The organism is Achromobacter colocynthidis (genome assembly GCF_057334535.1).
This window is the reverse complement of sequence record NZ_JBHFIZ010000035.1, coordinates 143,826-168,459: the sequence shown is the minus strand read 5'-3', so window position 1 is coordinate 168,459 and position 24,634 is coordinate 143,826. Positions and strand designations below refer to the sequence as shown.

Sequence of the window (24,634 nt, the reverse complement as noted above, 5' to 3'; positions counted from 1 at the left end):
ACCTTCCTCAAGACTCGCGACCGCTGAGCAGCAGATCCTTGATGAAATTCATCTGTGCTTCGGCCATTAAAAGTTCCTGTCGCAGCAATTGAGTTTTTTGATCGGAATCGATTATTTCATTTTCGAACCGTTTGATAATTTCTTTGGCTTCTCGAGAATTCTGCTTTGCCTCGTCTGCACTTTTTTGTGCTGACAAAGCCTCCGCCGACAATGACGAAACTTGCTTTTCAAGTGAAAGCTGAACTTGTTGCTGCTGCATCGCCTGACCGGACAGCCTGCCTATCTCAGCCTCCAACTGAATTTTCTCGTTAGTCAGGCCGTCGAGTCGAGCCTCATATTCGACGAGCTTCTGGCTTTCCGCCTCTCGAACCACTCCTGGCCCAGACTGCACTTCGAGGTTGGAAGTCAACTCTGCATTGTTCTGACGAAGGACGCCAAGTTCGGATGTCTGCTTGCCAATGAGTTCGTTCGCGACACTCAACTCGGCCTGCACTCCCTGTATGGTGCTCTCCAACTCACGAGCTAGACGCCGCCAATCTCGAACAAAGAAGGCCCTCACGATGCCAGGTGTAGGCTCTTCACATTGGACTCGCTCTATAAAGCCTGCCCTGCTCAGCAGCTGCCTGCACGTCTCTAAGCGCATTCCGTCCACGAACGGCCCAGTCTCGTCACTCGCATTCAACGCCCTTACCTCAATGACGTCGAAATCCCGAAGTTCACCCTCCGAGCCCTTGAGTATGTCCGCAGCTGGAAAGCAATCGATCGTCATCCAATTAAACCGCCCTTGGCACCGATCTTGATGCTCTTGGATAATGTCCACGAGAGCTTGGGATTCGAGCAATTCGCTGTCGCGCGATTCCAAGTTACGCCATAGGAAACGCAGTTGCTCAGCGGGAACGAGAGAACTCTCCTTGGCGTTCGATGCGTGATAGAAGACGCTCTCTCCCGAATCGGGGGCCACGAGCACCCTTCGACAAATCCATTCCGAATTTCCATAGAGCTTCTTCTCCAGATGGGCAAAAGGCTCCTGCGAAGCCTCAATGGCCAGCAAATGTGTGACATCGCTGGCAAGGCACCTTTCAAGATCTGTTCCCACTCCTGCACCGACGTAAATCCAGCCAACTATTGGATGCGTCATCTGCAGCTGGTCGCGAACTTGTGAGAGTTCCATCCTATTTCCCACTATCACCCCTAAAACTGATGCGATGTCCCAGCCCAAAACAAAGGCGCTTAAATTTCGAGCATGTTTTTATTTTTTTGTGGCACGCGAGGCCTCGAATTCCCGAACACTTCGCCGCATAGCCGCCGGCAGACGAAACCAGCCAATTGGAGATCCAATGTTCTGTAACAATGCCTTGCCTAGGCGATACGACAAGTGCTGTTTGACCTTTTCCGCTTCTTGCGCATCACGATACTGAGAGATTGGCGGTAACTTAACATTAGCGGAAGCTCTGCGCGCTCTTTTAAAATTCCGGGTCGTTTGAATCAAGGCCGCCGGCATACAAACCCAACCGGACAATGATTTGGAAGAATCTAAAATCGTCGCACCCAACCTATAGGTCAGTTGCTGTTTAATTCGGTCAGCAGCGCCGTACAAAGGCGGATTTCTAAGAATTTCTCTCTTCCTGAGTTCCCGATTATCGCGATAAAGCAATTCGAGCTCTTCGTGCACTATCCTGAGCTGCGCGAATAACTGCTCATATTCTGACCTGAGTTCGGCTTTGTCTTTATCTACCGCCTTCAAGCGTTCGTCGAACGCCCGCGCATTGGCGGCGGCCTCCACTTGGGCATTCACCAATTGAATATTTATGCGCTCGGACGCCAATTTCTCCGTGGCTGCCGCGGCAGATCGCCGCTCTAGATCTTCTTGCACGGTCAGCAGTTGACTCAGCAGTTCATTTCGCTCTGCCAAAGCGTCACGATTCGCAGCCTCTGCTAGGCCATGGGCCACATGAAGCTCGTCCTTTATCGCGGCGTTGACCAAGCTTAGGGAATTGATTTGTTCATTGAGGCCACGATTTACGTCTTCAAGCAACTCCAGCTTTTGTATAGATGCTGCTTTTTCAGCCGCAGTATTGGCCATGTACTCGGAGAGGGCCTGTTCCTTGTCCGCTAACGATTGCTCCAGTGACCGAAAGTCCAACCAAGCGGACAGAATCGGAAGCGAAGTTTGCTCCGAACGCCGCTCCGGCAACGTGGCAACGGATTGCAGGTCCTCATAAAGCTGACCGGCCTCTGGGAACTGCGCCACTAACTGTTCAGCCAAGAAATGCTTCAATGCGCCCTTTGACGTTAACGATTCGCTAGGGTTCTGCTCGTGATTTAAGTCGCCGTATCGCGCGAGCCCCCCTATAGCAGAATCGGACCTGTCCCAATGGGCCACATTTCGCGAGAAGTCACTGGCCTGATTCTCCAGGAGATACGCGGGCGGCTCGGCCAATGGAGCATCCAAGCGCGTGCGCAGGTGTTGAAGGTACGTCTTAACGGACGACGTTGCTTCTTCCACATGTACGAGCACGCTGCGCTCGGGATTGCGGTTGAAGAAATGCAGCATCTCCGAGTTGAAGGCGCGCCAACCCCGTAGGCGTTGATCCAGTACCTTAGGATCGCCAATATGCGCGTCGTTTTCGGCCGGAGTCAAAGCCGCCGCAGGCTTCGAATATATAAAGACAAACTTGAGAGCCGGATCCAGGCGTTTCCAGTAGTCAAGCAAATGTATGGCATTCGAATCCGACCAACCCCAAAAATGTTGATCGATGTTGCCTAGCATCAAGTCTAAAACTAGACTCTGCCAAATCGGGCCGGGCTCCAATTGGTTCAACGTGCCGGGCCCTAGCGTCAAAGCATCACTCGGAACACCATGTGCCTTCAACAGGGTCGCACCCAACTCAGCGGGAGTAAAACCCTCTTTCCTAGATGGCAACGCACCGGCCATGCCGCACTCACGCAGCAGCTTTTCTATATCTAGGAGGGGAGTAGATGGATGGCCAACGATAATAATTTTATTCATGATGCTTGAAAATCCGTATTGGCCGTCTCTAGATTATTATTGCTAGTCCTGGACGAATAACTTTCATTCACCGCCCGCCAAGCAAACAGGAAACGCCGCGAACTGTTCCGCATTCTGCAAACCCGGTTTCCTGCCTTAACCGCATATCTTCCTGCCATGAAGTGACTCTGCCTCCTACAGCGACGTATAGGCGGCAATCCCCTCTTCCACATCATCGAACCGTTGGATCTTGCCACTATTCAATAGCAACACCATGTCGCAAAAAGATCGGACTTGGCTCATCCCGTGCGTGACTAGCAGGATGTTCGCCTTGCCGACGCGTTGCTCAAATGCTTCAGTTGCCTTTTTCTTGAAGTGCGTATCACCAACCGACATGGCTTCATCGACGAGATAATAATCGAAGTCAAAGGCGAAACTAAGGCCGAATGCGACCCGACCACGCATGCCCGACGAGTAGGTGTTCACCGGTTGATCGAAATAATCGCCAATTTCCGCAAACTCCTCTACGTAATTGACAACCTCTTTCATTCGCTCGCCCTCCGCGCCATAGACCCGGGCGACGAATTTGACGTTCTGTCTTCCCGTCATTGAGCCCTGGAATCCGCCACTCAAACCAACGGGCCACGAAATCGTCTTTCCAGAGATAATCTTCCCAGAATCCGGAGTGTCTTGACCGCCCAGCAACCGCATCAAGGTAGATTTTCCGGCACCATTTCGACCAATAATCGCGACATTTCGATTTGAAGGTATTTCAAAGGACAGATCGCGAAAGATGTATTTCCGCCCATGGTTTGTGCGATACGACTTAGTAATAGAACGCAGTTCGATCATATTGCCACCAACTGCTCGCGGCGAACTCGGTAAAGCACCACGCCAATGAATAGGGTTACCAATGAGACCGCAGCGGCATACCCGATGCTTATGCCGTTGACTTGCGGATATTGAAGAAACGTGGCTTCTCGAATCCCGTCGATGAGATGAAGAAAAGGATTCCACCACATCCATTCTCTAAAATGGGGAGGTACAAACCAAATGGGAAGAACGACCCCGGACACAAAATAAAGCGGCATGAACAAAAGCCTGATGAAACCCTTCAATTCAGGCATCGCTTCGCCAATGACGCAGAATACCAACGCCAAGCCAATCGAAAAAGCAATGCCTATGGACATCACCATAATCCACTTCAACGGATCATGGATGGCAACGTCATACCCGCCCCAGAATCCCAGTGCAAAAATTATCGCCACGTAGACGCACGCCATCAAGGCGCACTCCACAATCGTGCGCGCCAGAATCGTATCTATAGGCTTTATCTGCCGATAAGCGAACAGAGCTTTATTAGCCGAAATCGATTCCATGCCTTTCATGATAATGTTTCTGAAAAGCAGGTAAGGAATAAGCCCGGTGATCAAGAACATCGGAAAAGGCGGACCATATTGGAACTGACCGCGCATCAATGAAAAAATCGCAGTTAACGCAACGATGTGCGCCAACGGTTCAAATATGAACCAAAATGCGCCCAGGCGGTCCGCACCGAATCGCCCCCGGACCTCTCGGACGACGAGGGCGAACAGCACCGCCTTAATTATGGTTAACGAATTTCTTTTCTTCATTGCATTCAGGAGAAAATGGGCGAGACAAAGGCGACACTATTGATCAAAGGTCTCAATCGTCCGCCCCAGCACCAGCACCTGAACGATTGGAGAAATAATCTTCTGCAATTCATACACGACTGCATTCGTCACGTAGATCGCATCTTCGGGCTGCACCAGGAACTGGCGGGCCAAAAACATAGCTGCCGGTTCTTTCATATTCAGACGGAACACCTCCGCCATTGACTTCACCTCGCCCGTAGTCGCATCAGTCTGATCCACCAACCGGAAGATGAAGACGCCCGCTGCATCCGCCTTCCCTTCATTCAAACCCTTGACAGTGCCAAGGACCTCAAGGAGGCTCGCATTATTTGACGGCAAGTCATGCAACCCCGGCAGCCCGACCGCCCCCATAGCGACGAATCGTTGCCGCGCCCGCTCGAGAATCACCTCCGCCCCGGGTGGAACGATTTGATTCTTCCCCGAAAGCAGGTCCTGATAATTGAACTGGTAAGACTGCTTTCCGGTCCGAACGACAACCCGAATCAAATGAGGTTCCAATAATGGCCCACCCGCGCGATTGATCGCGTCCAGTAAAGTCAGGGGGCCTTGCAACGCAGAGAACCTACCAGGACTTTTCACCGCACCCGCCACTAGGACGGATCCAGATAAATCGCCGGTTAAGCCGACCTGTACTTGCACATCGGTCGTGATTCCTTTCAGCCTTTTTCTGATTAGGGCTTCAAGCTCGCTCAACGTCATATCAGCGACGACCTGACGACCCACGTAAGGCAGCGATATCGTGCCCTTGCTATCCACGCGGACACTATCAAATACAGTGCCGCCCAAGGCAAGCGGCGCAAAAACCGCACCTTCGATGGCACTATCTGCAATCATCACCCGAATGACGTCCCCGGGCACCAGTTTTACTTCCGGAACGCTTGGCATTGCAACTGAAACACCGGGGGCCTGCTCGCGAGGCCGCATATACGGCGCAATAGTTTGAGCGCTCAGCTCAATCAGCTTGTAATCCTGCGACTCGTCATTGCTGACGACCGCATTGCGCGAAGGGCCGGCCGCAGACAATAGGCTGCCGCAACCCGTCAGTAACAGCGGCACACATAAAACTGCAAGTCGACATGCAGATTGGGGAATTATCGATTTCATGGATTTAGAAGCGCAGTTTCAATCACGATGGTCTTCGATCGTAGCGATGACGAAGCGGGCAATGCCATAGAACAAAAGCAGTCCAATGAAGAGAGTGATCAGGTTATAGATACGCTCGGGGTAGATGGCCTTGTCAGGGGCATTAGGGGAAACGACCGTAACCAGGCTGCGCAACTTCTTGCTGGCTTCAATTCTGGTGGACTCCACTGAGCTGACCGCATACTTATAAGCCTCTTCAGCGATAACCGCATCAATCGTCAAATTCCGGTACTGCGCCGCCACGACATTAAGCTTGTCGCCGCCCTTTTCAGACAACAGACGATTCGACTCCGACTTCAACTGCGTTTCCAGGGCGCGTATTCGGTTCCTTTGCTGGCGGACCTGAGGGGTATTACTGTCGAGCGTAGCCAGCAGACCATTCAATGCGGTGCGCTCCTTAGTAAGGCTAGCCTCCAACTCCACGATAACGCCAGCCCTGGCTTTTGCTGTCGCTTCAGCGTCAAGCAGGTTGCTTTCATTTTGGAAAGTCAACATTGCGTCGCGCCTCTCTTCATACGTCTTACGTGCGCTAGCGAGCTCGCTTTGCGCAAATGCCATCTGGTCACGTGCCATCCGATGGGAGAGTTCATTCACGAAGCGTTCGCTTTCGCCAAGCATGACTTTAAGAGTTTGCTCGGCAAACGCAGAGTCAAACGCCTGCACATTTACGCCCAACAGCCCTGTCTGTTCGTCGAATACTGTTGTCACAACGCGCCTATAAAACTTCAGCAAATCCTCTTGCGGCGAATCCGCGGGCAACCAATAAAGCGGGTCCCGCCACCGTCCCGCATAATGCTGGGACCAGTTTAATTCGCGCTCGAGCACATTCAACATATCTTGCGAAACAACAAATTCGCGAAGATACAAGGTTTCTTCTCGCGAAGTCGGATTCAAACCGGTAAGCATTACGGCCAACCCCGGAATCTGCGGCGCCTCGTTATTACCCACTTGGCGAACAGCGACCTGTGCCCCGCTAACATAGCGATCTAACGCAAAGAAACTGTAATAAACAACCGCAGCCAACATCGGAATGGCGACAAGCCACACCATAAGATGCTTGGACTTGAATTTATCGAAATTTATCATTTTACATTTTGTGATCTATATCGAATGCTGAACTGTTACGGCATTCGTTCGACTGTCAGCTTTTTCTTTACGTTTTTACATAGGAGGAGCCGCAGCATTGTACTAGCATTGACGCAGAGATCTGTTACGTTCAATATCAAATTTAAGACAAATTATTTACACACACGTCATTCTGTGCGAGGCCATCGAAACGCGATGTAACACAGCAACCAACTAACGCCGAGGTGCTAGCGGGTTATACAGCTGCGCGGCCGTTAAAAACGCAATCGCAAGATCTGCTATGTCGCACGATTTCGCTCTGATTTTGATATCCGAAATATTAAGTGCCGCGTCGGAGCGCCACAGCAGATAATCGGAGTCTCCTTCTGGCGCACCGAGCTGCCGATAAACGCCGGGCATGATCGGCACATGGTCACCATATATACATAACGAAGACGGGCGTTCGCGGCTCTTCAACGCATCTCTAAGCATGCCGAACATCGCATCGGCATTTCGCAAATGCCGTGCGTAGGTCACGAGATCGTCGCAATCGTCCGGAAGCTGGCACTTTAATAATTCTCTCCTGTCGCGGTCCGAAACCGTTTCCCAATGAAGGGGCCCATGATTTTCCATCGTTATTACATGGATATAAACGGGAGCATCGTTCTCGCGGGGCAACATCTGAGCCACTTTTTCCGCCAAAGCTCGGTCGCCGACATACGGACCATCCCTGTTGACATCATCAAAAGCTTCAATACCAATGAATTCATCGAAACCCAACCGCGGCAACACCACATCGCGTCGATAAAAGCCGCGATGGTACGGATGTACACAAATAGTCCGATACCCTAATCCTTTCAGATATGAGGCAAGTGTTGGAAACCCATTCCGAGCAAGAAAACGATAGGGATTATATTGATGTACGCCCAATACCTTGCCGGCAATTCCCGAAAGAAAACTGAACTCCGTGCGTACTGTATTTGCGCCCCAAGCCGCGACCGTCAGGCTTCCGTGTCGAACTGACTCGCTTTTAATCAAGTCAAAATTTTTCAGCACCTCCGGCTTCAATGCCGAATAGTAGCGTCGAGCGTCAAAGAAGGACTCGCTTTGAACAACCACCAAATCCGGCGTCGATGCGGGAAGCCCATGCGGAGCTTCTAGCCCCGCGAACGGCGCTAGCTTGTGCAGCTCATGGGGCGATTGGCGCTCCGCGTGCGCATAAGTCCACAGAGCAGCCACGAGTCCGAAGGAACGCAAATCGTCCGAGGCTTCGTAAATCGGCCTGCAATGGCGCCCAGCGCAAGATGCCAGAAGCAGCCCGGAAGTAGCTAATGCCGCCGTATGTAAATAGAACGGCATCAACGGCGCTACGGGATCGAATAAATGGGCCTGTTGTGCTGGGCCATACAACGCTAGCCATATGCCCGCACCCGCAGTCATGGATCCTTCCAAGGCAAGCCCTGCCCATAACGCAATGCCGTATCCGCCTCCAGCAACCAATGTGTTCAGCGCACCGAAAAAGGGTAAGTACAACCGGGGATGCCGAATTGCATCAATGAAGTATTCGAAATCTGGATAAATAAATGGCTCTCTCAAGACCCGATACTTGGCATTGCTGACCAAAATGATAAGGAGCTCAATTACAAGCACGTTCACCACGCCAAAGTATGGGCGCCGAAATAGCGCCAATTCGAAAGCGAACAGTATTGTCCACACACCGACATGCACGCCAACAGAAGCAAATGGTCGACGCCAAGGCACTAGCGGCCTAGGGAAAAGTAGCCCCTCCAATACCAGTGAAAGCACCAGCCCAGCCAGGTAAGGCGGCAGCAGAGGTATCCAATAGCCTTCAATCACCGTAGCCCATCCTCTTCAGAATCCATCCCGATACCGCCGGATGAATCACCGATAGCAGAAAGGTCCCCAAATTCAACGGAAACGGAAAACTGATCCTCGCCCGATTTCGCTGCAACCCACGGCGAATCACCCTGGCCGCCCTATCCGCCTTCCACAGAAACGGCTTCGGACCTGGCATATCGAAGCACATCTGCGACTCCACGTACCCCGGCATGACGACGTTGAACTTGATGCCCTCACCCGCAAGCGCGTCGCGCATAGCTTCGCCGTACACCTTTACGGCAGCCTTGCTGGCGCTGTAGCTGGGGGTTTCCGGCAAGCCTCTCCAGGCTGCCAACGAACTGATCAATGCAATCTGTCCATGCCCCAGGCGGCGCATGGCGGGCAGCACACCGTGGACGGTGGCGAAGACGGCTTTGACGTTTACGTCCAAAAGGCGATGAACGTCTTGCCAGTCTTCGCCCTGCCCGTTCGGCCCTGTGTTGATGTTGACGCCGGCATTGGCGACCACCAAGTTGGGCATTTCGGTTTCGCAGACATGGGCCAACCACGCCATCAAGGCGTCGTGGTCACGGACGTCAAGCTCTTGCGTAATGACGCGCGCGCCCAGCGCGCCGCAACGGTCGGCCAGTTCTTGCAAGCGTGTGGCGTTGCGGCCTTGCAGGATCAGGGTTTTGGCGCCGGCGCTGGCGTATTCCAGCGCAAGCGCGCCGCCGATGCCTCCGGTTGCGCCGGTGATGAGAACGCAGCGCGGAAAACCGGGCTCTTGGCTATCGGTGGTGTGCATGCTTGGGGGATTGAGTTGGCGCGGTGGCCAATGGGAGTGCGGTGAAGCCGCAGGGCACGCGAAGCCCGCGCGGCGTAGGCGCGGCTATAGAGGGCAAGGCAAGACGTAGAGCGAATGTGGGCGTTATCTGTGGCACGGATACATGGACATGGCCGCCTTGCGGCGGCCATTATCTGGGTGTTCACAAAGATGCGGCCATCTTCCCGCTGGGAAAGATGGCCGGCCATTGTAAGCGAACAAACGCCCCTTGTTATTGCAACAAGCTACGCAGCATCCATGCATTCTTCTCATGCACGTCCAAGCGCTGCGTCAACAGGTCAGCAGTCGGTTGGTCGTTGGCGGCGTCGGCCTTTTCAAAGGCGGAACGCGCGGTCTTGGCGACGGATTCGTTGCCGCTGACCAGCAGGCGGACCATTTCCAGCGCTTCCGGCACCGATTCAGGTTCGGCAATGGACGACAGCTTGGAATATTCACGGTAGGTGCCGGGCGCGTAGTGGCCCAGGGCGCGGATGCGTTCGGCGATGCTGTCCAGCGCGGTCCACTCTTCCGTGTACTGCGTCATGAACATCTGGTGCAGCGTGTTGAACATGGGCCCCGTGACGTTCCAGTGGAAGTTGTGCGTCATCAGGTACAGCGTGTACGAGTCGGCAAGCAGCTTGGACAATTCGCCGGCGACGGCGGCGCGGTCCTTGTCCGAAATGCCGATGTTAATGCGCGGGGCGCTGCTCGGGGTCTTCTTGGGGGACTTGGCCATTGCTAGCTCCTATTAGGAAAAGTACGAAGGAAGGATACCACTGCAAACATGCTGAATTGACGCAAACCCCGCACAAAACCAGGGTAGCCAGGCCTTGCATTGATACGGCGCAAATGGGGCGCGCGTCGCAATATGCCGGGCCTTGAATACGCGGCTAGTCCTGTATCGCCGCCACCTCGTCGGCCAGCATTTTGACGCCGGGCAATTCGCATTCGTAGACGGCTTGGGCCAGGGCTTCGATGGCGGCCAGGCGGGGGAAGCTGCGGCGCCACGCCAGGACGACGCGCCGTTCGGGCACATGGCCGTCAAACGGCAGGTAGCGCAGCAGGCTGTTGCTGGGCGGGTGTTCGGGCACGGCGGTGATCGGCAGAACGGCCACGCCGATGCCGGCGGCGACCATATGGCGGATGGTTTCCAGGGACGAGCCTTCGAAGGTGCGCTGGATGCCGTCGCTGGCGGCTGAAAAGCGTGACAGCTCAGGGCAAACCTCCAGCACCTGGTCCCGAAAGCAATGGCCGCTGCCCAAGAGCAGCATGGTCTGCTGCTTCAGGTCCTGAGCGTCGATGGATTTTCGTTGTGCCAGTTCGTGGTCGTTGGGCACGGCAACGATGAAGGGTTCGTCGTACAGCGGCTGCATGACCAGGCCGGCTTCGGGCAAGGGCAGCGCCATGATGGCGCAGTCAATTTCACCCTGGCGCAGCAGCTCCACCAGACGCACGGTGAAATTCTCTTGCAGCAGCAGCGGCATTTGCGGGGTGCGGCCGATTTGCACGGGTACCAGCTTCGGCAGCAGGTACGGCCCGATGGTGTGGATGACGCCTACTCGCAGGGGTCCGGCCAGGGGGTCATGCCCCTGTCGCGCAATCTCTTTGATGCTGGCGCTTTCTTCCAGCACCTTCTGCGCCTGCGCGACGATGCGTTGGCCGATGGGGGTAACGCCCACCTCGGCGCCGCCGCGTTCGAACAGCGTCACGCCCAGTTCGTCTTCCAGCTTGCGTATCGCGACCGACAGCGTGGGCTGGCTGACGAAACAGGCTTCGGCGGCGCGGCCAAAGTGGCGTTCGCGCGCGACGGCAACGATGTACTTGAGTTCGGTGAGAGTCATGGTGGACTACGCCCCCGGGGGTTGCGCGCGGGCCTTGGGGCCTGCGCTGAAGTGATTCAGGTTAAGAGCGGGCCGCATTGCGTCAGGTCCGCAGGAAGTCTTCGCGGCCACGCATCCAGCGCGCCAGATGCGCCTCGACCGCGGCGGGGTGTTCGGCCCGCAGCCACACGGCTGCATCGCGCGCATCTTCCGCAATGGCGGCGTCGGTTTCCAGGTCGGCAAAACGCAGCAGCGCCATGCCGGATTGCCGCGTGCCCAGGAATTCACCGGGGCCGCGCTGTTCCAGGTCGCGCCGGGCAATCTCGAAGCCATCCGACGTTTCAAACATGGCGCGCAGGCGTTCGCGCGCCACTTGCGACAGCGGCGTCTGGTAGAGCAGCACACAGACCGATTCGGCGGTGCCGCGCCCTACCCGCCCGCGCAACTGATGCAGTTGCGCCAGACCGAAACGCTCGGCGTGTTCGATGACCATCAGCGATGCGTTGGGCACGTCCACGCCCACTTCGATGACGGTGGTGGCGACCAGCAGGTCAACCTCGCCTTCGCGGAACGCCTGCATGACGGCGGCTTTCTCGGCTTGCGGCAGGCGGCCATGGACCAGGCCGATGCGCAGATCAGGCAGATCAACCCGCATGCCTTCGTAGGTGTCCACCGCCGTTTGCAGTTCCAGGGCTTCGCTTTCTTCCACCAGCGGACAGACCCAATACACTTGCTGCCCGCCGCGCGCTGCCTGGGCGACGTGGGCGATGACTTCTTCACGCCGCGCATCCGAGACCAGCTTGGTCAGCACGGGGGTGCGGCCGGGCGGCAGTTCGTCGATGACAGAAACATCCAGGTCGGCGAAGAAGGTCATGGCCAGCGTGCGCGGAATGGGCGTGGCGCTCATGTTCAGTTGGTGCGGGACGATGCGCCCGCGCACGGTTTCGCCCTTTTTGGTCAGGGCCAGGCGCTGGCCGACGCCAAAGCGGTGCTGCTCATCAACAATGGACAGCCCCAGGCGATGAAATTCAACGTGATCCTGGATCAGCGCCTGCGTGCCCACCACCAGTTGCACGCTGCCATCGGCGGCGGCAGCGGCGGCTTCGCGGCGAGCCTTGGCGGTAAGGCTGCCGCTTAGCCAGGCGACGTTCACGCCCAAGGGCTGCAACCACGACACCAGCTTGCGAAAGTGTTGTTCGGCCAGGATTTCGGTGGGCGCCATCAAGGCCACTTGCGCGCCGCCGGCAATGGCCTGGGCGGCGGCAATGGCGGCGACCACGGTTTTGCCGCTGCCCACGTCGCCTTGCAACAGGCGGTGCATGGGATACGGTTTGGCCAGGTCGGCCGAAATTTCCTGCACCACGCGCTCTTGGGCGGCAGTCAGTTTAAACGGCAGGTTGGCGTACAGCTTGGCGACCAGGCCGCCCGACTCGTTACGCACCGGTAGCGATTCGGCTTCCTTGATGCGGCGGGCGGCGCGCGCGGCGGCCAGCGACAGTTGTTGTGCCAGCAGTTCGTCGAACTTGATGCGGCGCCAGGCGGGATGCACGCGGTCCAGCAGGGCTTGTTCGGACTCGCCCTGCGCGGGCGTGTGCAAGGCGCGGATGGCGGGTTCGAACGGCGGCAGGTCGTAGCGTTGCAGGGCTTCCTGCGGAAGCGTGTCAGACAGGTCGGCACGGTCCAGCGCCTGGGCGATAGCACGGCGCAACGTCAGTTGCGGCAGGCCTTCGGTGGTGGGGTAGACCGGGGTCAGCGCGGTAGGCAATGGCGCGTCGGCATTGGTCATGCGCGGGTGCACCATCTGGCGGCCGAACAGATTGCTGCGGACTTCACCACGCGCGCGCAGGCGCTTGCCCACGCTGATCTGCTTTTGCTGGCTGGGATAAAAATTCAACCAGCGCAGTTGGATTTCGCCGGTCTCGTCCGCCAGCGTAGCGGTGAGTTGGCGCCGAGGCCGGTACTGCACCTCGGACTTTGTGATCTCGCCTTCCACCTGCCCGGCATAGCCAGGCCGCAAGGCGCTGATCGGAATAACGCGGGTTTCGTCCTCGTAGCGCAGCGGCAGATGCAGCACGAAGTCCTCGGGCAACACCAGACCCAGATTACGGAGCTTGCGCTCTGTATCTGTCATGGGTTTGCCGGCGCCGTTTTTATCGGCGCCGGGTCGCTTGGAAGCCACGGCGGCGGCCGGCATGCTGGAACGAACCCCTGGAATGCTGCGTGCGGGTACGCCTTACAGAACCATGATGGCTTCGACTTCGAACTGCGCGCCCTTGGGCAGGCTGGCCACGCCAATGGTCGAGCGCGCCGGGAACGGCTGCGGAATGATCTCGGCCATGATGGAGTTGGCGGCAGTGAACTTGCCCAGGTCGGTCAGGAACAAGGTCAGCTTGACCACGTTGTCCAGCGTGCCGCCGGCTTCGGTGATCACGGCTTGCATATTGGCGAAGGCCTGACGCACTTGTGCGTCGAAATTCTCGGAGACCAGATCGCCCGTGCCCGGCTCCAGGCCGATCTGGCCCGACAGGTAGACAGTCTTGGTGCCGGTAACGGCAACCGCTTGCGAGTAAGGGCCAACGGCGGCGGGTGCGGCGTCGGTATGGATGATTTGCTTGCTCATGGGCGGAATCCTTCAGGTGACGGATAGAAGCTACAACTATCGAAGTTTATCCAGCAATAGACGTTTGCGAAAGTGGCCGAATGCCGCAGGGATGATTGAAGCCCTGTTTCATACCTCTGCCTGATGGCCGGCGCCGCCGATATCGCCCCGATGCGCAATCAACAACTCGGCCAGCGCCTGCGCGGCCACCGACAAGCTGCGGCCTTTGCGCTGCACCAGGTAAAGCGGCCGGGTCAGCGCGCGCCCGGCCAGCGGCACCACGCGCAAGTCCTTGCTGGCGAAATGAAACAGCGTCATGGCGGGCACCACCGACACCCCGAGCCCGGCGCGGACCAGCCCGGTCACGGTGGCCAGGTGCTCCACTTCAAACACGGGCAAAGGCGCATCGGCGCCGAAAGCCTCGTCCAGATGTTTGCGCACACTGCTGCCGCGCGCAAGCTGAATGACGGGGTAGCGGGCGATGTCCCGAAGCCGCACCTTGGGCTGCTGCGCCAGGGGATGATCCGCACGGCACACCAGAAAATAGCGATCGGCGTGGAGGAATTCGCTGTCCAGGTCCGTCATGTCGGCCCGACGCGAGGCCACGGCAAAATCGACCTGCCCGCTTTGCACCATGTCCAGACAGGGGTCCAGCAAGGCGTCGCGCAAGTCCACCACGATGCCGGGATGCGCCTGACTAAAGCGTGCCAACAGACCGGGCAACCAGCCCGCCGCCAGCGACGGCAGCGCGGCCAGCGCCACGCGGCCACGCCGGCGGGCAGCGTGGTCACGCATGTCTTCCATCACCAGGTCCATGTCCGCCAGCAGGCGGCGCGCGGACGCATCCAGCACCCTGCCCTCGGCGGTCAGCTCCACGTGCCGGGTGTTGCGGTCAAACAGCCGTAGTCCAGCGCTATCTTCCAGTTGCCGGATCAGTGCGCTGAAGGCGGGCTGCGTCAGGTGGCAGCGTTGCGCGGCCCGCGTGAAATGGCGTTCGTCGGCAAGCGCAACAAAGGCGCGCAGTTGCCGGGCAGATAGATTCATGGCTTTTCTCTATCAATTAATCCGATCTTTCTATTTTACGGATGATCCGCGCATGCCTATAGTGGCCTGAAACCGCAAGGCCGACTGGACCTCTCATGCCTCAATCTCCCCTGCTTATCGGCTGCGCCTCTGGCTTTTCGGGCGACCGAAGCGATGGCGCTGCCGCCGTGGTGCGCACCCTGGCCGCCCAGGGCGGCGGCACGCTTATCTTCGAAACGCTTGCCGAACGCACGCTGGCGCTGGCGCAACTGGCGCGCAACGACGACCCCGATCGCGGCTATGAACCGCTGCTGGACGAGTTGGTATCGCCGGTCTTGGCCGACTGCCTGCGCCACGGCATCAACATCGTCAGCAACTTCGGCGCGGCCAACCCCCCGGCCGCCGCCCGACGCATTGCGGCAATCGCGCGCGAACAGGGCTTGCCCGTGCCGCGCATTGCGGTCATCCACGGCGACGCGCTGGACACGCCCGAGCAACGCGCCCTGCTGCAAGAACGCTTGGGCGCCGCGCTGGCCGGACACGACGTCGTCAGCGCGACGGCCTATTTGGGCGCCACGGAAATCGCAGAGGCCTTGGCGGCCGGCGCGCAGGTGGTGGTGGCGGGCCGCGTGGCCGACCCATCGCTCACGCTGGGTCCGGCTTTGGCTCACTTTGGCTGGGACGCGGCAGACTGGCCCCGCCTGGGGCGCGCCACCATGGCCGGCCACATGCTGGAATGCGGTTTGCAGGTAACGGGGGGCTACTTCTGCGTGCCGGGCCTGAAAGAGGTGCCCGACGTGCATGCGGCGGGCTTTCCCATTGCACAGATTGATGCCGACGGCGAATTCATCATCGGCAAGGCTGACGCCACCGGCGGCGCGGTGGACGCCCGTACGGTAAAGGAACAGCTTCTGTACGAAGTCCACGACCCCGCGCGCTATCTCACGCCCGATGTGGTGGCTGACTTGAGCCAGGCGCGTGTGGGTGAACTGGGCGGCAACCGCGTTGCGGTGCACGGCATCACGGGCCACGCGCGGCCGTCCGAACTGAAGGTCAACGTCTGCTATCGCGGCGGCTGGCTGGCCGAAGCCGAGATCTCTTATGCAGGCGTGCAAGCCGAAGCGCGCGCCCGCCTGGCTGCCGACATCGTGCAGAAGCGGCTGGGCTCCTCATTCACGTTGCGCGCCGACCTGATCGGCGCCATCAGCATCCTGGGCGACGATGCAGGCGAAATGCGCCGCGCGCTACCCGATTCCCATGCGCGCGATGTGCGCCTGCGCCTGGCGGGTGAACACGCCGACCGCGCCCAGGCCGAACGCATCCTGCGCGAAGTCACGGCGCTGTACACCTGCGGCCCAGCCGGCGGCGGCGGCGTGCGCACGGCGCTGCGGCCCCGGCTGAACATGCTGTCGTGCACCATCCCCCGCGACGCCGTACACAGCGGCTGGAACTTCCTGGAGGCCATCGCGCCATGAGCCATTCGTCAAACCCGCAGGCCGTGCCGCTGTACCGCCTGGCTCACAGCCGCTCTGGCGATAAGGGCAACATTTCCAACCTGAGCCTGATCGCCTGGGACCCGGAGTGCTACGAAGTGCTGGCGGCGCAGGTGACCGAAGCGCGCGTGGCCGACTGGTTTGCGTACCGCCATCCCGCGCGCGTTACGCGCTATTTGCTGCCCACCCTGCACGCCATGAACTTCGTGCTGGACGGTGTGCTTGATGGCGGCGTGAACGACGCACTGAACCTGGACACGCACGGCAAGAGCCTGTCTTTCCGATTGCTGGACCTGACGGTGGAGGTCAGTGCTGAACTGGCGCGCCGGCTGCCAGATGTACCCGGCGACCGTCCTCCGGCCGCCTGATTCTTTTCCACCCCCTATAAAAAACATCACAGGAGACACAACATGCGCATTTCATCCAAGGGCCGCCTGGCCCTGTTGCTGGCCGCGGCCCTGCCCTTGAGCGCCCTGGCCCAATCGTTCCCCACCAAGCCCATTACTTTCATCGTGCCGTTCGCAGCCGGCAGCGCCACCGACCAGATCGGCCGCGCTATCGGCCAGGGCGTCACCGAGCAGACCGGCCAGGCCGTGGTCATTGAAAACAAGCCGGGCGCCAGCGCGATGATCGGCGCCGCCGCCGGTGCGCGCGCCACACCGGATGGCTACACGGTGTTGATCACCACGAACACCACGCACGCCGCCAATGAACACCTGTACAAGTCGCTGACCTATCACCCGGTGAAGGACTTCTCGCCGATCACCTTGCTGGGCAAAGGCGGCCAGATCATGGTGGTGAACCCCAGCTCGCCGGCCAAGACCGTGGGCGAATTCCTGGCGCAAGCCAAAAAGCAGCCCGGCAAGTTGAGCTTTGGCAGCGGCAGCTCCAGCAGCCGCATCGCGGGTGAACTCTTGCAGCAGATGGCCGGTGTGCAACTGCTGCACGTGCCGTACAAGAGCAACCCGCTGGCGGTCACTGACCTGCTGGGCGGCCAGATCGACATGATGATTACCGACACGGCTACTGGCCTGCCGCAAGTCAAATCCGGCAAGCTGCGCGCGCTGGGCGTGACGGGCACGGCGCGCTCGCCGTTGGCGCCGGACGTACCGACGATTGCCGAAGCCGGCGTTCCCGGCTACGAAATGGGCTACTGGTTCGCGGCCTACGCGCCGGCCGGCACGCCGCCTGATGTGGTCAAGCGCCTGAACGAACTGCTGGTCAACGCCACCAAGGCCAAGCCCGCCCAGCAGTTCTATGCGCAGACAGGCACCGACGCGGCCAGCTCCTCGCCGGATGAATTGGCCAAATTCCAGCAAGCCGAATCGAAGAAGTGGGGCGACATCATCAAAAAGGCGGGTATCCAGCCAGAATGATGCAGGCCGAGTTGGGCCTCGTTGGCCCGTGGCTGGCCCAAAAGCAAAAACCCATCGCACGCGATGGGTTTTTTCTTCAAGCCCTGGACGGCTTGTCTATCGATTATTTATCAACAAACGCGCGCTCAACCACGTAGTCGCCCGGCTGGCCCACGCCCGGAGACACGATGAAGCCGCGCTTGTCGAGCATGGCGCTGATGTCGGCCAACATATGCGGGCTGCCGCAGATCATGGCGCGGTCGGTTTCCGGGTTGATTTGCGGAATGCCGATGTCATCGCACAGCTTGCCGTTTTCCATCAGTTCCGTAATGCGGCCCTGGTTGCGGAACGGTTCACGCGTAACGGTGGGGTAGTACACGAGCTTTTCGCGGACGACGTCGCCGAAGAACTCATTGTTCGGCAGTTCTTTCTCGATGAAGTCGGCGTAGGCCAGTTCGCTGACCCAACGCACGCCGTGCACAAGAATGACCTTGTCGAAACGTTCGTAGATATCCGGGTCTTTGATGATGCTCATGAAAGGCGCCAGGCCGGTGCCCGTGCCGAACAGGAACAGATGCTTGCCGGGCTTCAGGTCATCGACAATCAAGGTGCCGACCGGCTTGCGGCTGACCAGAATGGTGTCGCCCTCTTTCAAGTGCTGCAGCCGCGACGTGAGCGGGCCGTTCTGCACCTTGATGCTGAGGAATTCGAGGTTTTCTTCGTAGTTGGCGCTGGCGATGCTGTAGGCCCGCAGCAGCGGTTTGCCTTCAACTTCCAGGCCGATCATGACGAAGTGGCCGTTGTGGAACCGCAAGGCCGCGTCACGAGTCGTGGTGAAGGAAAACAGGGTGTCGTTCCAGTGGTGCACGCTAAGTACGCGCTCAGTGTTGAAAGCAGCCATGTCGGATTCGTTGTATTAGGGTTGACCCTATTCTACAGGTCTTGTTGGGAACTTGTCTCATTATTCCGTAATACGCTTATGCCGTATTGATAGGGATCAAGCCGGGAACAGCCACCCCTTACGAAAAGTTGAATGCGCCTTTGCTTCCTGTTATCGTCGCGTTCTCAGTTGATAATCATTTTCGTTAGCAGACTGTTTTAAGCAGTGGAAAGATCAGGTTTTTCGCCCTGCCCTGTCCGCTAGCTGCCCTAGCCGGAGTTCCCGACATGACCAAGCGTCCCCAATTGAATTCGCTGCTGCGCGCCCTCGCGCTGGCAGGCGCCGCCGCCTTCACCGTTTCGGCCAATGCCGCCGAAGAAGTCAGCCTGTACACCACCCGGGAACCGAAGCTGATCCAGCCTCTGTTGGACGCCTTCACGAAAGAAAGCGGCATCAAGGTCAACACCGTGTTCGTCAAGGACGGCCTGCTGGAACGCGTCAAGGCTGAAGGCGCCAAGTCGCCCGCCGACGTACTGATGACCGTGGACATCGGCAACTTGCTGGACCTGGTTGACGGCGGCGTGACGCAATCGATCAAGTCGCAAACCCTGGAATCCGTGATTCCCGCCAACCTGCGTGGCGCCGACGGCAAGTGGTACGCCCTGTCGCTGCGCGACCGCGTGCTGTACGTGGAAAAGGATCTGAAGCTGGAGTCCTTCCGCTACGAAGACCTGGCCGACCCCAAGTGGAAGGGCAAGGTCTGCATCCGTTCCGGCCAGCACCCCTACAACACCGCCATGGTCGCGTCCATGATCGCGCATGACGGCGCCGAAGCCACCGAAAAATGGCTGCGCGGCGTCAAGGCCAACCTGGCTCGCAAGGCCGCGGGCGGCGACCGCGACGTGGCTCGCGACATCCTGGGCGGCATTTGCGACATCGGCCTGGCCAACGCCTACTACGTGGGCCACATGAAGAACGCCCAACCCGGCACCGACGCGCGCAAGTGGGGCGATGCCATCAAGGTCATCCGCCCGACGTTCGCCAACGAGAAAAGCGGCGGTACGCACGTGAACGTCAGCGGCGCCGCCGTGGCCGCGCACGCGCCCAACAAGGCCAACGCCATCAAGCTGCTGGACTTCCTGGTGTCGGAACCCGCCCAAGCGCTGTATGCCCAGGCCAACTACGAATACCCCGTGCGCAAGGGCGTGAAGCTGGACCCGGTTATTGCCAGCTTTGGTGAATTGAAGGTTGATCCGTTGCCCCTGACTGAAATCGCCAAGCATCGCAAACAAGCCAGCGAGCTGGTCGACAAGGTCGGCTTCGACAACTGATCTTTCGATAGCCGCAGGACGCTTATCGCGTGATGCGGCCGTCTGACAGTATTGGGCCTGTTCCCTTTTTTGAAGGGAACAGGCCTTGCCATTGATGCCATCGACTTTGAAGTATGCACACTGAATCTTTGCCCCGGCCTTTGCCCCGGCCCATGCGCCTGCGCTGGACAGAACGCGGCGCGGGCTGGCTGGCGGGCGCCGGGCTGATCGCCCTGGCCGTGCTGGCCCCCGTGCTGACGTTGGGCTGGTGGGCGTTGGGTGGTGAATTGGCGCACTGGCAGCACTTGGCCAGCTACGTGCTGCCGCAAGCGCTTGCCAACACCGCCATGCTGCTTGCGGGCGTGGGCGTGGTCGTCACGCTGCTGGGCACGGGCGCTGCCTGGCTGGTAACCGCCTACGACTTTCCCACTCGCCGCATCCTGACCTGGGCGCTATTGCTGCCGCTGGCGGTACCCACCTACATCATTGCGTTTGCCTACCTGGACCTGCTGCACCCCATCGGCCCCATCCAGACCGCCATCCGTGCGCTGTTGGGCTACGACAGCCCGCGCCAGTTCCGCCTGCCTGACCTGCGGTCGATCTACGGCGCCATCTTCGTGCTGGGTTTCGTGCTGTACCCCTACGTCTACCTGAGCACGCGCGTCATGTTCATGACGCAGGCGGCCAGCCTGCTGGAAGCCGCGCGCACCTTGGGCGCCGGCCGCATCGCCGTCTTCTGCCGCGTGGCCTTGCCCTTGGCCCGCCCCGCCATCGTGGTGGGCGTCAGCCTGGCGCTGCTGGAAACCTTGAACGACATTGGCGCCTCTGAATTCCTGGGGGTGCAGACGTTGACGGTATCGGTCTATACCACCTGGGTCACGCGGTCCGACCTGGCGGGCGCGGCGCAGATTGCGCTGACGATGCTGGCCATCGTGATTGGGCTGATCCTGCTGGAACGCCATGGCCGCAAACGGCAACGCTATGCCAACACGCAGCGCATGCGGCCGATGCAGGCGCGCCGGCTGCACGGGCCGGCCGCCGCCATCGCCGCCGTGCTGGGCTGGATCCCCGTTGTGCTGGGCTTTGTGGCGCCTGCCCTGTACCTGGTCGTGGAAACCTACAAGCGCCTGCATTTGGTGGGCGGTGTGTCCGAGCAACTGATCAATGGCCTGAGCAACACGCTGATCGTCGCGTTCAGCGCCACCATCGTCACGCTGCTTTGCGGCTTGATCGTGGCGTGGGCCGGACGCACCTTGCGCGAAAGCGCGGGATTCAACCCCGGCCGCGCGTGCGCGCGCATTGCCAGCCTGGGCTATGCGGTGCCCGGCACCGTGCTGGCCATCGGGCTGCTGACGCCTTTCGTGTGGATCGACACCGCGGTCGCCAAGGTCTTTGGCGGAACCGGGCTGTTGCTGATGGGGTCAATGGCCGCGCTGGTCTGCGCCTACGTGATCCGCTTCCTGGCCATATCCACCGGCGCGCTGGAAGCCGGGCTTGCACGCATTCCGCCTTCGCTTGAACAAGCCTCGCGCCTGTTGGGGGAAAGTGCCGGCGGCACCTTGCGCCGCGTCCATCTGCCCTTGCTGCGGCCCGCGCTGGCGGCCAGTGCGCTGCTGGTGTTCGTGGACGCCATGAAGGAACTACCGGCCACCCTGCTGCTGCGGCCCATGAATTTCGACACGCTAGCGACCTGGCTCTACGCCGAAGCCGCCCGCGGCACGTACGAGGAAGGCGCCGTGGCGGCGCTGGCGATCGTGCTGGCCGGCCTTCTGCCCGTCATCCTGCTGGCGCGCACCAATCTGAAAATGGGACATTGATCATCGTGCCCGATCTCTTAGAAATCGAACATCTTTCCCTGGCTTACGACACGCCCAAGGGCTTGAAACCCGTTGTGCAGGACTTATCGCTGGGCTTGCCCGTAGGCCATATCGGCTGCTTGCTGGGTGAATCCGGCTGCGGCAAGACAACGGTGCTGCGCGCCATTGCCGGCTTTGAGCCGGTGCGCGCCGGCCGCATCCTGTTGGACGGGACGGTGATCTCGTCGCCTACCGAACAAGTTGCGCCCGAACACCGCCGCGTGGGCATGATGTTCCAGGATTACGCGCTGTTCCCGCACCTGACGGTGGCGCTGAACGTCGCCTTCGGCCTACGCAAGCTGCCGCGTGCCGAGCGTGCCCGCCGTGTCGAAGAAATGCTGACATTGGTGGGCCTGGCCCATGCCGCCAACAGCTATCCGCACGAGATCTCGGGTGGCCAGCAACAGCGCGTGGCGCTGGCTCGCGCACTGGCGCCCTCGCCCGACCTGCTGTTGCTGGATGAACCGTTTTCCAACCTGGACGTGGACACACGCGAACGCCTGGCGTTCGAAGTGCGCGACATCCTGACGACGACCGGCCACACCGCCATCCTCGTCACGCACAACCAGGCCGAAGCCTTCGCCATCGCGGACCGCATCGGGGTGATGAGCCAGGGCAGCATCGCGCAGTGGGACACCCCCTACAACCTGCACCATCGCCCCAGCAACGACTTTGTGCGCGACTTCATCCGGCGCGAAGCGTTGGAAGAACAGCGCGAGCAGGCTTTCGCCCGCGGGCGCTGAACCCTGGCGCCAATCGGCGCCGCATCCGTCGGCGGTCAGTCCGCCGACAGTTTCACCTTTTGCGACAGGGCCTTGAACGATTCGTGCTGGCTGGCCGTCAGGCGTTGCACCTCTTCAGGCGTGGACCCGTAAGGCATGAAACCCGCCTGTTCAAGCTTGTCCTTCACTTCCGGCAACGCCAGCGCCCATTGAAAGGCCTCGCTTAACGCGCGCGTGGCCTCGGGCGACATATTGGCCGGGCCATACACCGCGAACCACGGGTCGACCACCGCGCCGGCATAGCCCAGTTCGGCCAGGGTCGGCACGTTCGGCAGCGCCGGCGCCCTCTTGCTGCCCGTCACCGCCAGCGGGTGGATCTTGCCCGACTTGATGTGCGGCAACGACGCGGGCAGGTTGTCGAACATCACGGGCAAGTGCCCGCCCAGCAGATCGTTAAGCGCCTGCGCGCTGCCCTTGTACGGCACGTGCTGCATGCCGGCGCCGGTCAACTGGTCGAACATCACGCCAGCCAGATGCATGGACGTGCCCGTGCCGGGTGTGCCGAACGAAGTGCCCGGGTGCTGCTTGGCGTAGGCGACCAGGTCCTTCACGCTGTCTACCTTCAAGGCGGGGCCGGTTTCCAGCACCACCGAGGACGCGCCCAACATGCTGACCCCGGTGAAATCCTTGGTGGGATCAAACGGCATCTTGGGATAGACGAAGGGGTTCAACGCATTGGTGGAAATGGCGCCGAACCCGATCGTATAACCGTCGGGCGCGGCTTTGGCCACGGCATCCATGCCGATATTGCCGCCCGCGCCAGGGCGGTTTTCAACCACGACGGGTTGGCCCAGTTTCTCGGCCACTTTCTGCCCAGCCGTGCGCGCGACCAGGTCGGTGGTGCCGCCGGCCGTGTAGGGCACGATGAAGGTGATGGGCTTTGTCGGGTAGCCCGCCGCCTGCGCCACGGACGCGCCGTGTACAAGCGCCAGCGCGGCCACGCCGCGTACCAGATTGAACGTATAGCGATGCATGTGTCTCCATCCTGTTGTTATCAAGGTTTGGAGGCGCATCATACTGCCGCGCAGGGCTTGCGCGGCAGGGAGTCGCAACGACTTTTTCAGGTCAGGCGCGCGGTTCCGGCAGCGGGATGAATTCCGTTTCGTCGCCCGGCACAACCTGATCGAAACGCGTGCGCTGCCAATCCTGCTTGGCTTGTTCGATACGGTCCTTGTTGCTGGACACGAAGTTCCACCAGACGTAGCGCGGGCCATCCAGAGGCTCGCCGCCGATGACGGCGAAGCGGGCGGCGGTTATTGCACGGATTTGCACCGGGCGGCCGGGTGCAAAGACGACCAGGCGACCGCTTTCGAAGACCTGCCCGTCGACTTCGACGGTGCCTTGCGCCAGGTAGGCGGCGCGCTCTTCGTATTCCGCCGGCAGCACCGTGGTGGCGCCGGCTTGCAATTGCAGGTCGCCATAGAAGAGCGGCGACAGCGTCTTGACGGACGACGTCTTGCCGAACAGCGATCCCGCCACGACCTGGGCGCGCACGCCCTCGCCTTCAATCACCGGCTGCGCGTCCAGCCCGTAGTGCGTGAAACCGGGGTCCGTTTCTTCGTATTTCGTGGGCAGGCCCACCCAGATTTGCAGGCCACAGAGGCGTTGCGGCGACAGGCGGGCTTCGGGCGACGAACGCTCGGAGTGCACAATGCCGCGCCCTGCCGTCATCCAGTTCACTTCGCCGGGAAGAATGGTCTGGGTATGGCCAGCACCGTCGCGATGCACCATTGAACCTTCATACAGATAGGTCACCGTGGACAGGCCGATATGCGGGTGCGGCCGCACGTCGATGCCGGCGCCCACGTCAAAATCGGCGGGCCCCATGTGGTCCAGGAACACAAACGGCCCAACGGTGCGGCGCTGCGCCGACGGAATGGCGCGCCGAACGGAAAACCCGCCCAGGTCGCTGGTGCGCGGCACGACGATGGTTTCGATCTGGCTTTCGCCTGCTTCGGACAAGGTGGACATGGTGTAGAGC

At 59.8% G+C, this 24,634-nt stretch carries 22 protein-coding genes; 6 read left to right on the top strand and 16 right to left on the bottom strand.

The features are described 5' to 3' along the window. Window positions 1–7 precede the first annotated feature (7 nt). From ACE04A_RS16570 to ACE04A_RS16510, 13 genes are all read right to left on the bottom strand, one after another. The gene (locus tag ACE04A_RS16570) at window positions 8–1,171 is read right to left on the bottom strand and encodes a hypothetical protein (RefSeq protein ID WP_448718769.1); all 1,164 of its coding nucleotides are present in this window, start codon (window positions 1,169–1,171) and stop codon (window positions 8–10) included. 78 nt (window positions 1,172–1,249) lie between these two features. Next, window positions 1,250–3,010, bottom strand: a complete 1,761-nt coding sequence (locus ACE04A_RS16565) for a DUF8374 domain-containing protein (RefSeq protein ID WP_448718768.1) — start codon at window positions 3,008–3,010, stop codon at window positions 1,250–1,252. 174 nt (window positions 3,011–3,184) lie between these two features. Beyond that, window positions 3,185–3,841, bottom strand: coding sequence for an ABC transporter ATP-binding protein (locus ACE04A_RS16560; protein WP_259247694.1), 657 nt, complete (start codon window positions 3,839–3,841; stop codon window positions 3,185–3,187). Next, on the bottom strand, window positions 3,838–4,623 hold the full coding sequence (locus ACE04A_RS16555; RefSeq protein ID WP_448718767.1) for an ABC transporter permease: 786 nt from the start codon (window positions 4,621–4,623) through the stop codon (window positions 3,838–3,840). Before ACE04A_RS16555 ends, ACE04A_RS16560 begins: the two co-directional genes overlap by 4 nt. Before the next feature lie 36 nt (window positions 4,624–4,659). Next, window positions 4,660–5,721, bottom strand: coding sequence for a polysaccharide biosynthesis/export family protein (locus tag ACE04A_RS16550; protein ID WP_254600450.1), 1,062 nt, complete (start codon window positions 5,719–5,721; stop codon window positions 4,660–4,662). Window positions 5,722–5,787: 66 nt separating this feature from the next. Beyond that, on the bottom strand, window positions 5,788–6,894 hold the full coding sequence (locus ACE04A_RS16545) for a KpsE/RkpR family capsule polysaccharide export protein (RefSeq protein ID WP_448718766.1): 1,107 nt from the start codon (window positions 6,892–6,894) through the stop codon (window positions 5,788–5,790). Between the two features lie 213 nt (window positions 6,895–7,107). Beyond that, window positions 7,108–8,730 (bottom strand): LTA synthase family protein, encoded by a 1,623-nt coding sequence (locus tag ACE04A_RS16540; protein WP_448718765.1) that lies wholly within the window; start codon window positions 8,728–8,730, stop codon window positions 7,108–7,110. Further along, window positions 8,723–9,517, bottom strand: coding sequence for an SDR family NAD(P)-dependent oxidoreductase (locus tag ACE04A_RS16535; protein ID WP_448718764.1), 795 nt, complete (start codon window positions 9,515–9,517; stop codon window positions 8,723–8,725). Before ACE04A_RS16535 ends, ACE04A_RS16540 begins: the two co-directional genes overlap by 8 nt. A 250-nt stretch (window positions 9,518–9,767) precedes the next feature. Beyond that, window positions 9,768–10,271: a Dps family protein gene (locus ACE04A_RS16530; protein WP_100855864.1), complete on the bottom strand. Its 504-nt coding sequence runs from the start codon at window positions 10,269–10,271 to the stop codon at window positions 9,768–9,770. A 154-nt stretch (window positions 10,272–10,425) separates the two neighbouring features. Further along, window positions 10,426–11,376, bottom strand: a complete 951-nt coding sequence (locus tag ACE04A_RS16525) for a LysR substrate-binding domain-containing protein (protein ID WP_485820313.1) — start codon at window positions 11,374–11,376, stop codon at window positions 10,426–10,428. Between the two features lie 82 nt (window positions 11,377–11,458). Then, on the bottom strand, window positions 11,459–13,549 hold the full coding sequence (gene recG / locus ACE04A_RS16520) for an ATP-dependent DNA helicase RecG (protein WP_259247718.1): 2,091 nt from the start codon (window positions 13,547–13,549) through the stop codon (window positions 11,459–11,461). Window positions 13,550–13,588: 39 nt separating this feature from the next. Further along, entirely contained in the window at window positions 13,589–13,975 is a 387-nt protein-coding gene (locus ACE04A_RS16515) for a Rid family detoxifying hydrolase (RefSeq protein ID WP_046804923.1), read from the bottom strand. 108 nt (window positions 13,976–14,083) lie between these two features. Then, entirely contained in the window at window positions 14,084–14,998 is a 915-nt protein-coding gene (locus ACE04A_RS16510; protein WP_448718763.1) for a LysR family transcriptional regulator, read from the bottom strand. Window positions 14,999–15,093: 95 nt separating this feature from the next. Between ACE04A_RS16510 and ACE04A_RS16505 the strand changes: the two genes are divergently transcribed. From ACE04A_RS16505 to ACE04A_RS16495, 3 genes are read left to right on the top strand one after another with little or no spacing between them, the layout of a single operon-like run. After that, window positions 15,094–16,452 carry an acyclic terpene utilization AtuA family protein gene (locus ACE04A_RS16505; protein WP_485820312.1) on the top strand — a complete coding sequence of 453 codons (1,359 nt, stop codon included), beginning with the start codon at window positions 15,094–15,096 and terminating at the stop codon, window positions 16,450–16,452. Next, on the top strand, window positions 16,449–16,838 hold the full coding sequence (locus tag ACE04A_RS16500; RefSeq protein WP_448718761.1) for an AtuA-related protein: 390 nt from the start codon (window positions 16,449–16,451) through the stop codon (window positions 16,836–16,838). The genes ACE04A_RS16505 and ACE04A_RS16500 overlap by 4 nt, the downstream gene beginning before the upstream one ends. A gap of 42 nt (window positions 16,839–16,880) precedes the next feature. Next, the gene (locus ACE04A_RS16495; protein WP_485820311.1) at window positions 16,881–17,846 is read left to right on the top strand and encodes a Bug family tripartite tricarboxylate transporter substrate binding protein; all 966 of its coding nucleotides are present in this window, start codon (window positions 16,881–16,883) and stop codon (window positions 17,844–17,846) included. Between the two features lie 103 nt (window positions 17,847–17,949). Here the strand turns inward: ACE04A_RS16495 and ACE04A_RS16490 are convergent, their stop codons facing one another. Further along, on the bottom strand, window positions 17,950–18,726 hold the full coding sequence (locus tag ACE04A_RS16490; RefSeq protein ID WP_259247734.1) for a ferredoxin--NADP reductase: 777 nt from the start codon (window positions 18,724–18,726) through the stop codon (window positions 17,950–17,952). Window positions 18,727–18,992: 266 nt separating this feature from the next. Here ACE04A_RS16490 and ACE04A_RS16485 point away from each other — a divergent pair, with 266 nt between their 5' ends. From ACE04A_RS16485 to ACE04A_RS16475, 3 genes are all read left to right on the top strand, one after another. Further along, window positions 18,993–20,036, top strand: a complete 1,044-nt coding sequence (locus ACE04A_RS16485) for a Fe(3+) ABC transporter substrate-binding protein (protein ID WP_100855872.1) — start codon at window positions 18,993–18,995, stop codon at window positions 20,034–20,036. 113 nt (window positions 20,037–20,149) lie between these two features. Further along, window positions 20,150–21,832: an ABC transporter permease gene (locus ACE04A_RS16480; RefSeq protein WP_485820310.1), complete on the top strand. Its 1,683-nt coding sequence runs from the start codon at window positions 20,150–20,152 to the stop codon at window positions 21,830–21,832. 5 nt (window positions 21,833–21,837) lie between these two features. After that, complete coding sequence (locus ACE04A_RS16475; RefSeq protein WP_485820309.1) at window positions 21,838–22,614, top strand: ABC transporter ATP-binding protein; 777 nt, start codon at window positions 21,838–21,840, stop codon at window positions 22,612–22,614. Between the two features lie 35 nt (window positions 22,615–22,649). On the opposite strand, the gene ACE04A_RS16470 is transcribed toward ACE04A_RS16475, so the two are convergent. Together ACE04A_RS16470 and ACE04A_RS16465 are read right to left on the bottom strand one after the other, a co-directional pair. After that, window positions 22,650–23,627, bottom strand: a complete 978-nt coding sequence (locus tag ACE04A_RS16470) for a Bug family tripartite tricarboxylate transporter substrate binding protein (RefSeq protein WP_259247741.1) — start codon at window positions 23,625–23,627, stop codon at window positions 22,650–22,652. A 91-nt stretch (window positions 23,628–23,718) separates the two neighbouring features. Then, entirely contained in the window at window positions 23,719–24,624 is a 906-nt protein-coding gene (locus tag ACE04A_RS16465; RefSeq protein WP_259247743.1) for a pirin family protein, read from the bottom strand. Between the last annotated feature and the right edge of the window lie 10 nt (window positions 24,625–24,634).

Excerpts from the sequence above, each read along its gene's own strand:
- ACE04A_RS16570 (WP_448718769.1), bottom strand. The coding sequence starts at position 1,171 with ATGGAACTCTCACAAGTTCGCGACCAGCTGCAGATGACGCATCCAATA.
- ACE04A_RS16565 (WP_448718768.1), bottom strand. The coding sequence starts at position 3,010 with ATGAATAAAATTATTATCGTTGGCCATCCATCTACTCCCCTCCTAGAT.
- ACE04A_RS16560 (WP_259247694.1), bottom strand. The coding sequence starts at position 3,841 with ATGATCGAACTGCGTTCTATTACTAAGTCGTATCGCACAAACCATGGG.
- ACE04A_RS16555 (WP_448718767.1), bottom strand. The coding sequence starts at position 4,623 with ATGAAGAAAAGAAATTCGTTAACCATAATTAAGGCGGTGCTGTTCGCC.
- ACE04A_RS16545 (WP_448718766.1), bottom strand. The coding sequence starts at position 6,894 with ATGATAAATTTCGATAAATTCAAGTCCAAGCATCTTATGGTGTGGCTT.
- ACE04A_RS16535 (WP_448718764.1), bottom strand. The coding sequence starts at position 9,517 with ATGCACACCACCGATAGCCAAGAGCCCGGTTTTCCGCGCTGCGTTCTC.
- ACE04A_RS16530 (WP_100855864.1), bottom strand. The coding sequence starts at position 10,271 with ATGGCCAAGTCCCCCAAGAAGACCCCGAGCAGCGCCCCGCGCATTAAC.
- ACE04A_RS16525 (WP_485820313.1), bottom strand. The coding sequence starts at position 11,376 with ATGACTCTCACCGAACTCAAGTACATCGTTGCCGTCGCGCGCGAACGC.
- recG (WP_259247718.1), bottom strand. The coding sequence starts at position 13,549 with ATGCCGGCCGCCGCCGTGGCTTCCAAGCGACCCGGCGCCGATAAAAAC.
- ACE04A_RS16515 (WP_046804923.1), bottom strand. The coding sequence starts at position 13,975 with ATGAGCAAGCAAATCATCCATACCGACGCCGCACCCGCCGCCGTTGGC.
- ACE04A_RS16510 (WP_448718763.1), bottom strand. The coding sequence starts at position 14,998 with ATGAATCTATCTGCCCGGCAACTGCGCGCCTTTGTTGCGCTTGCCGAC.
- ACE04A_RS16505 (WP_485820312.1), top strand. The coding sequence starts at position 15,094 with ATGCCTCAATCTCCCCTGCTTATCGGCTGCGCCTCTGGCTTTTCGGGC.
- ACE04A_RS16500 (WP_448718761.1), top strand. The coding sequence starts at position 16,449 with ATGAGCCATTCGTCAAACCCGCAGGCCGTGCCGCTGTACCGCCTGGCT.
- ACE04A_RS16495 (WP_485820311.1), top strand. The coding sequence starts at position 16,881 with ATGCGCATTTCATCCAAGGGCCGCCTGGCCCTGTTGCTGGCCGCGGCC.
- ACE04A_RS16490 (WP_259247734.1), bottom strand. The coding sequence starts at position 18,726 with ATGGCTGCTTTCAACACTGAGCGCGTACTTAGCGTGCACCACTGGAAC.
- ACE04A_RS16485 (WP_100855872.1), top strand. The coding sequence starts at position 18,993 with ATGACCAAGCGTCCCCAATTGAATTCGCTGCTGCGCGCCCTCGCGCTG.
- ACE04A_RS16480 (WP_485820310.1), top strand. The coding sequence starts at position 20,150 with ATGCACACTGAATCTTTGCCCCGGCCTTTGCCCCGGCCCATGCGCCTG.
- ACE04A_RS16470 (WP_259247741.1), bottom strand. The coding sequence starts at position 23,627 with ATGCATCGCTATACGTTCAATCTGGTACGCGGCGTGGCCGCGCTGGCG.
- ACE04A_RS16465 (WP_259247743.1), bottom strand. The coding sequence starts at position 24,624 with ATGTCCACCTTGTCCGAAGCAGGCGAAAGCCAGATCGAAACCATCGTC.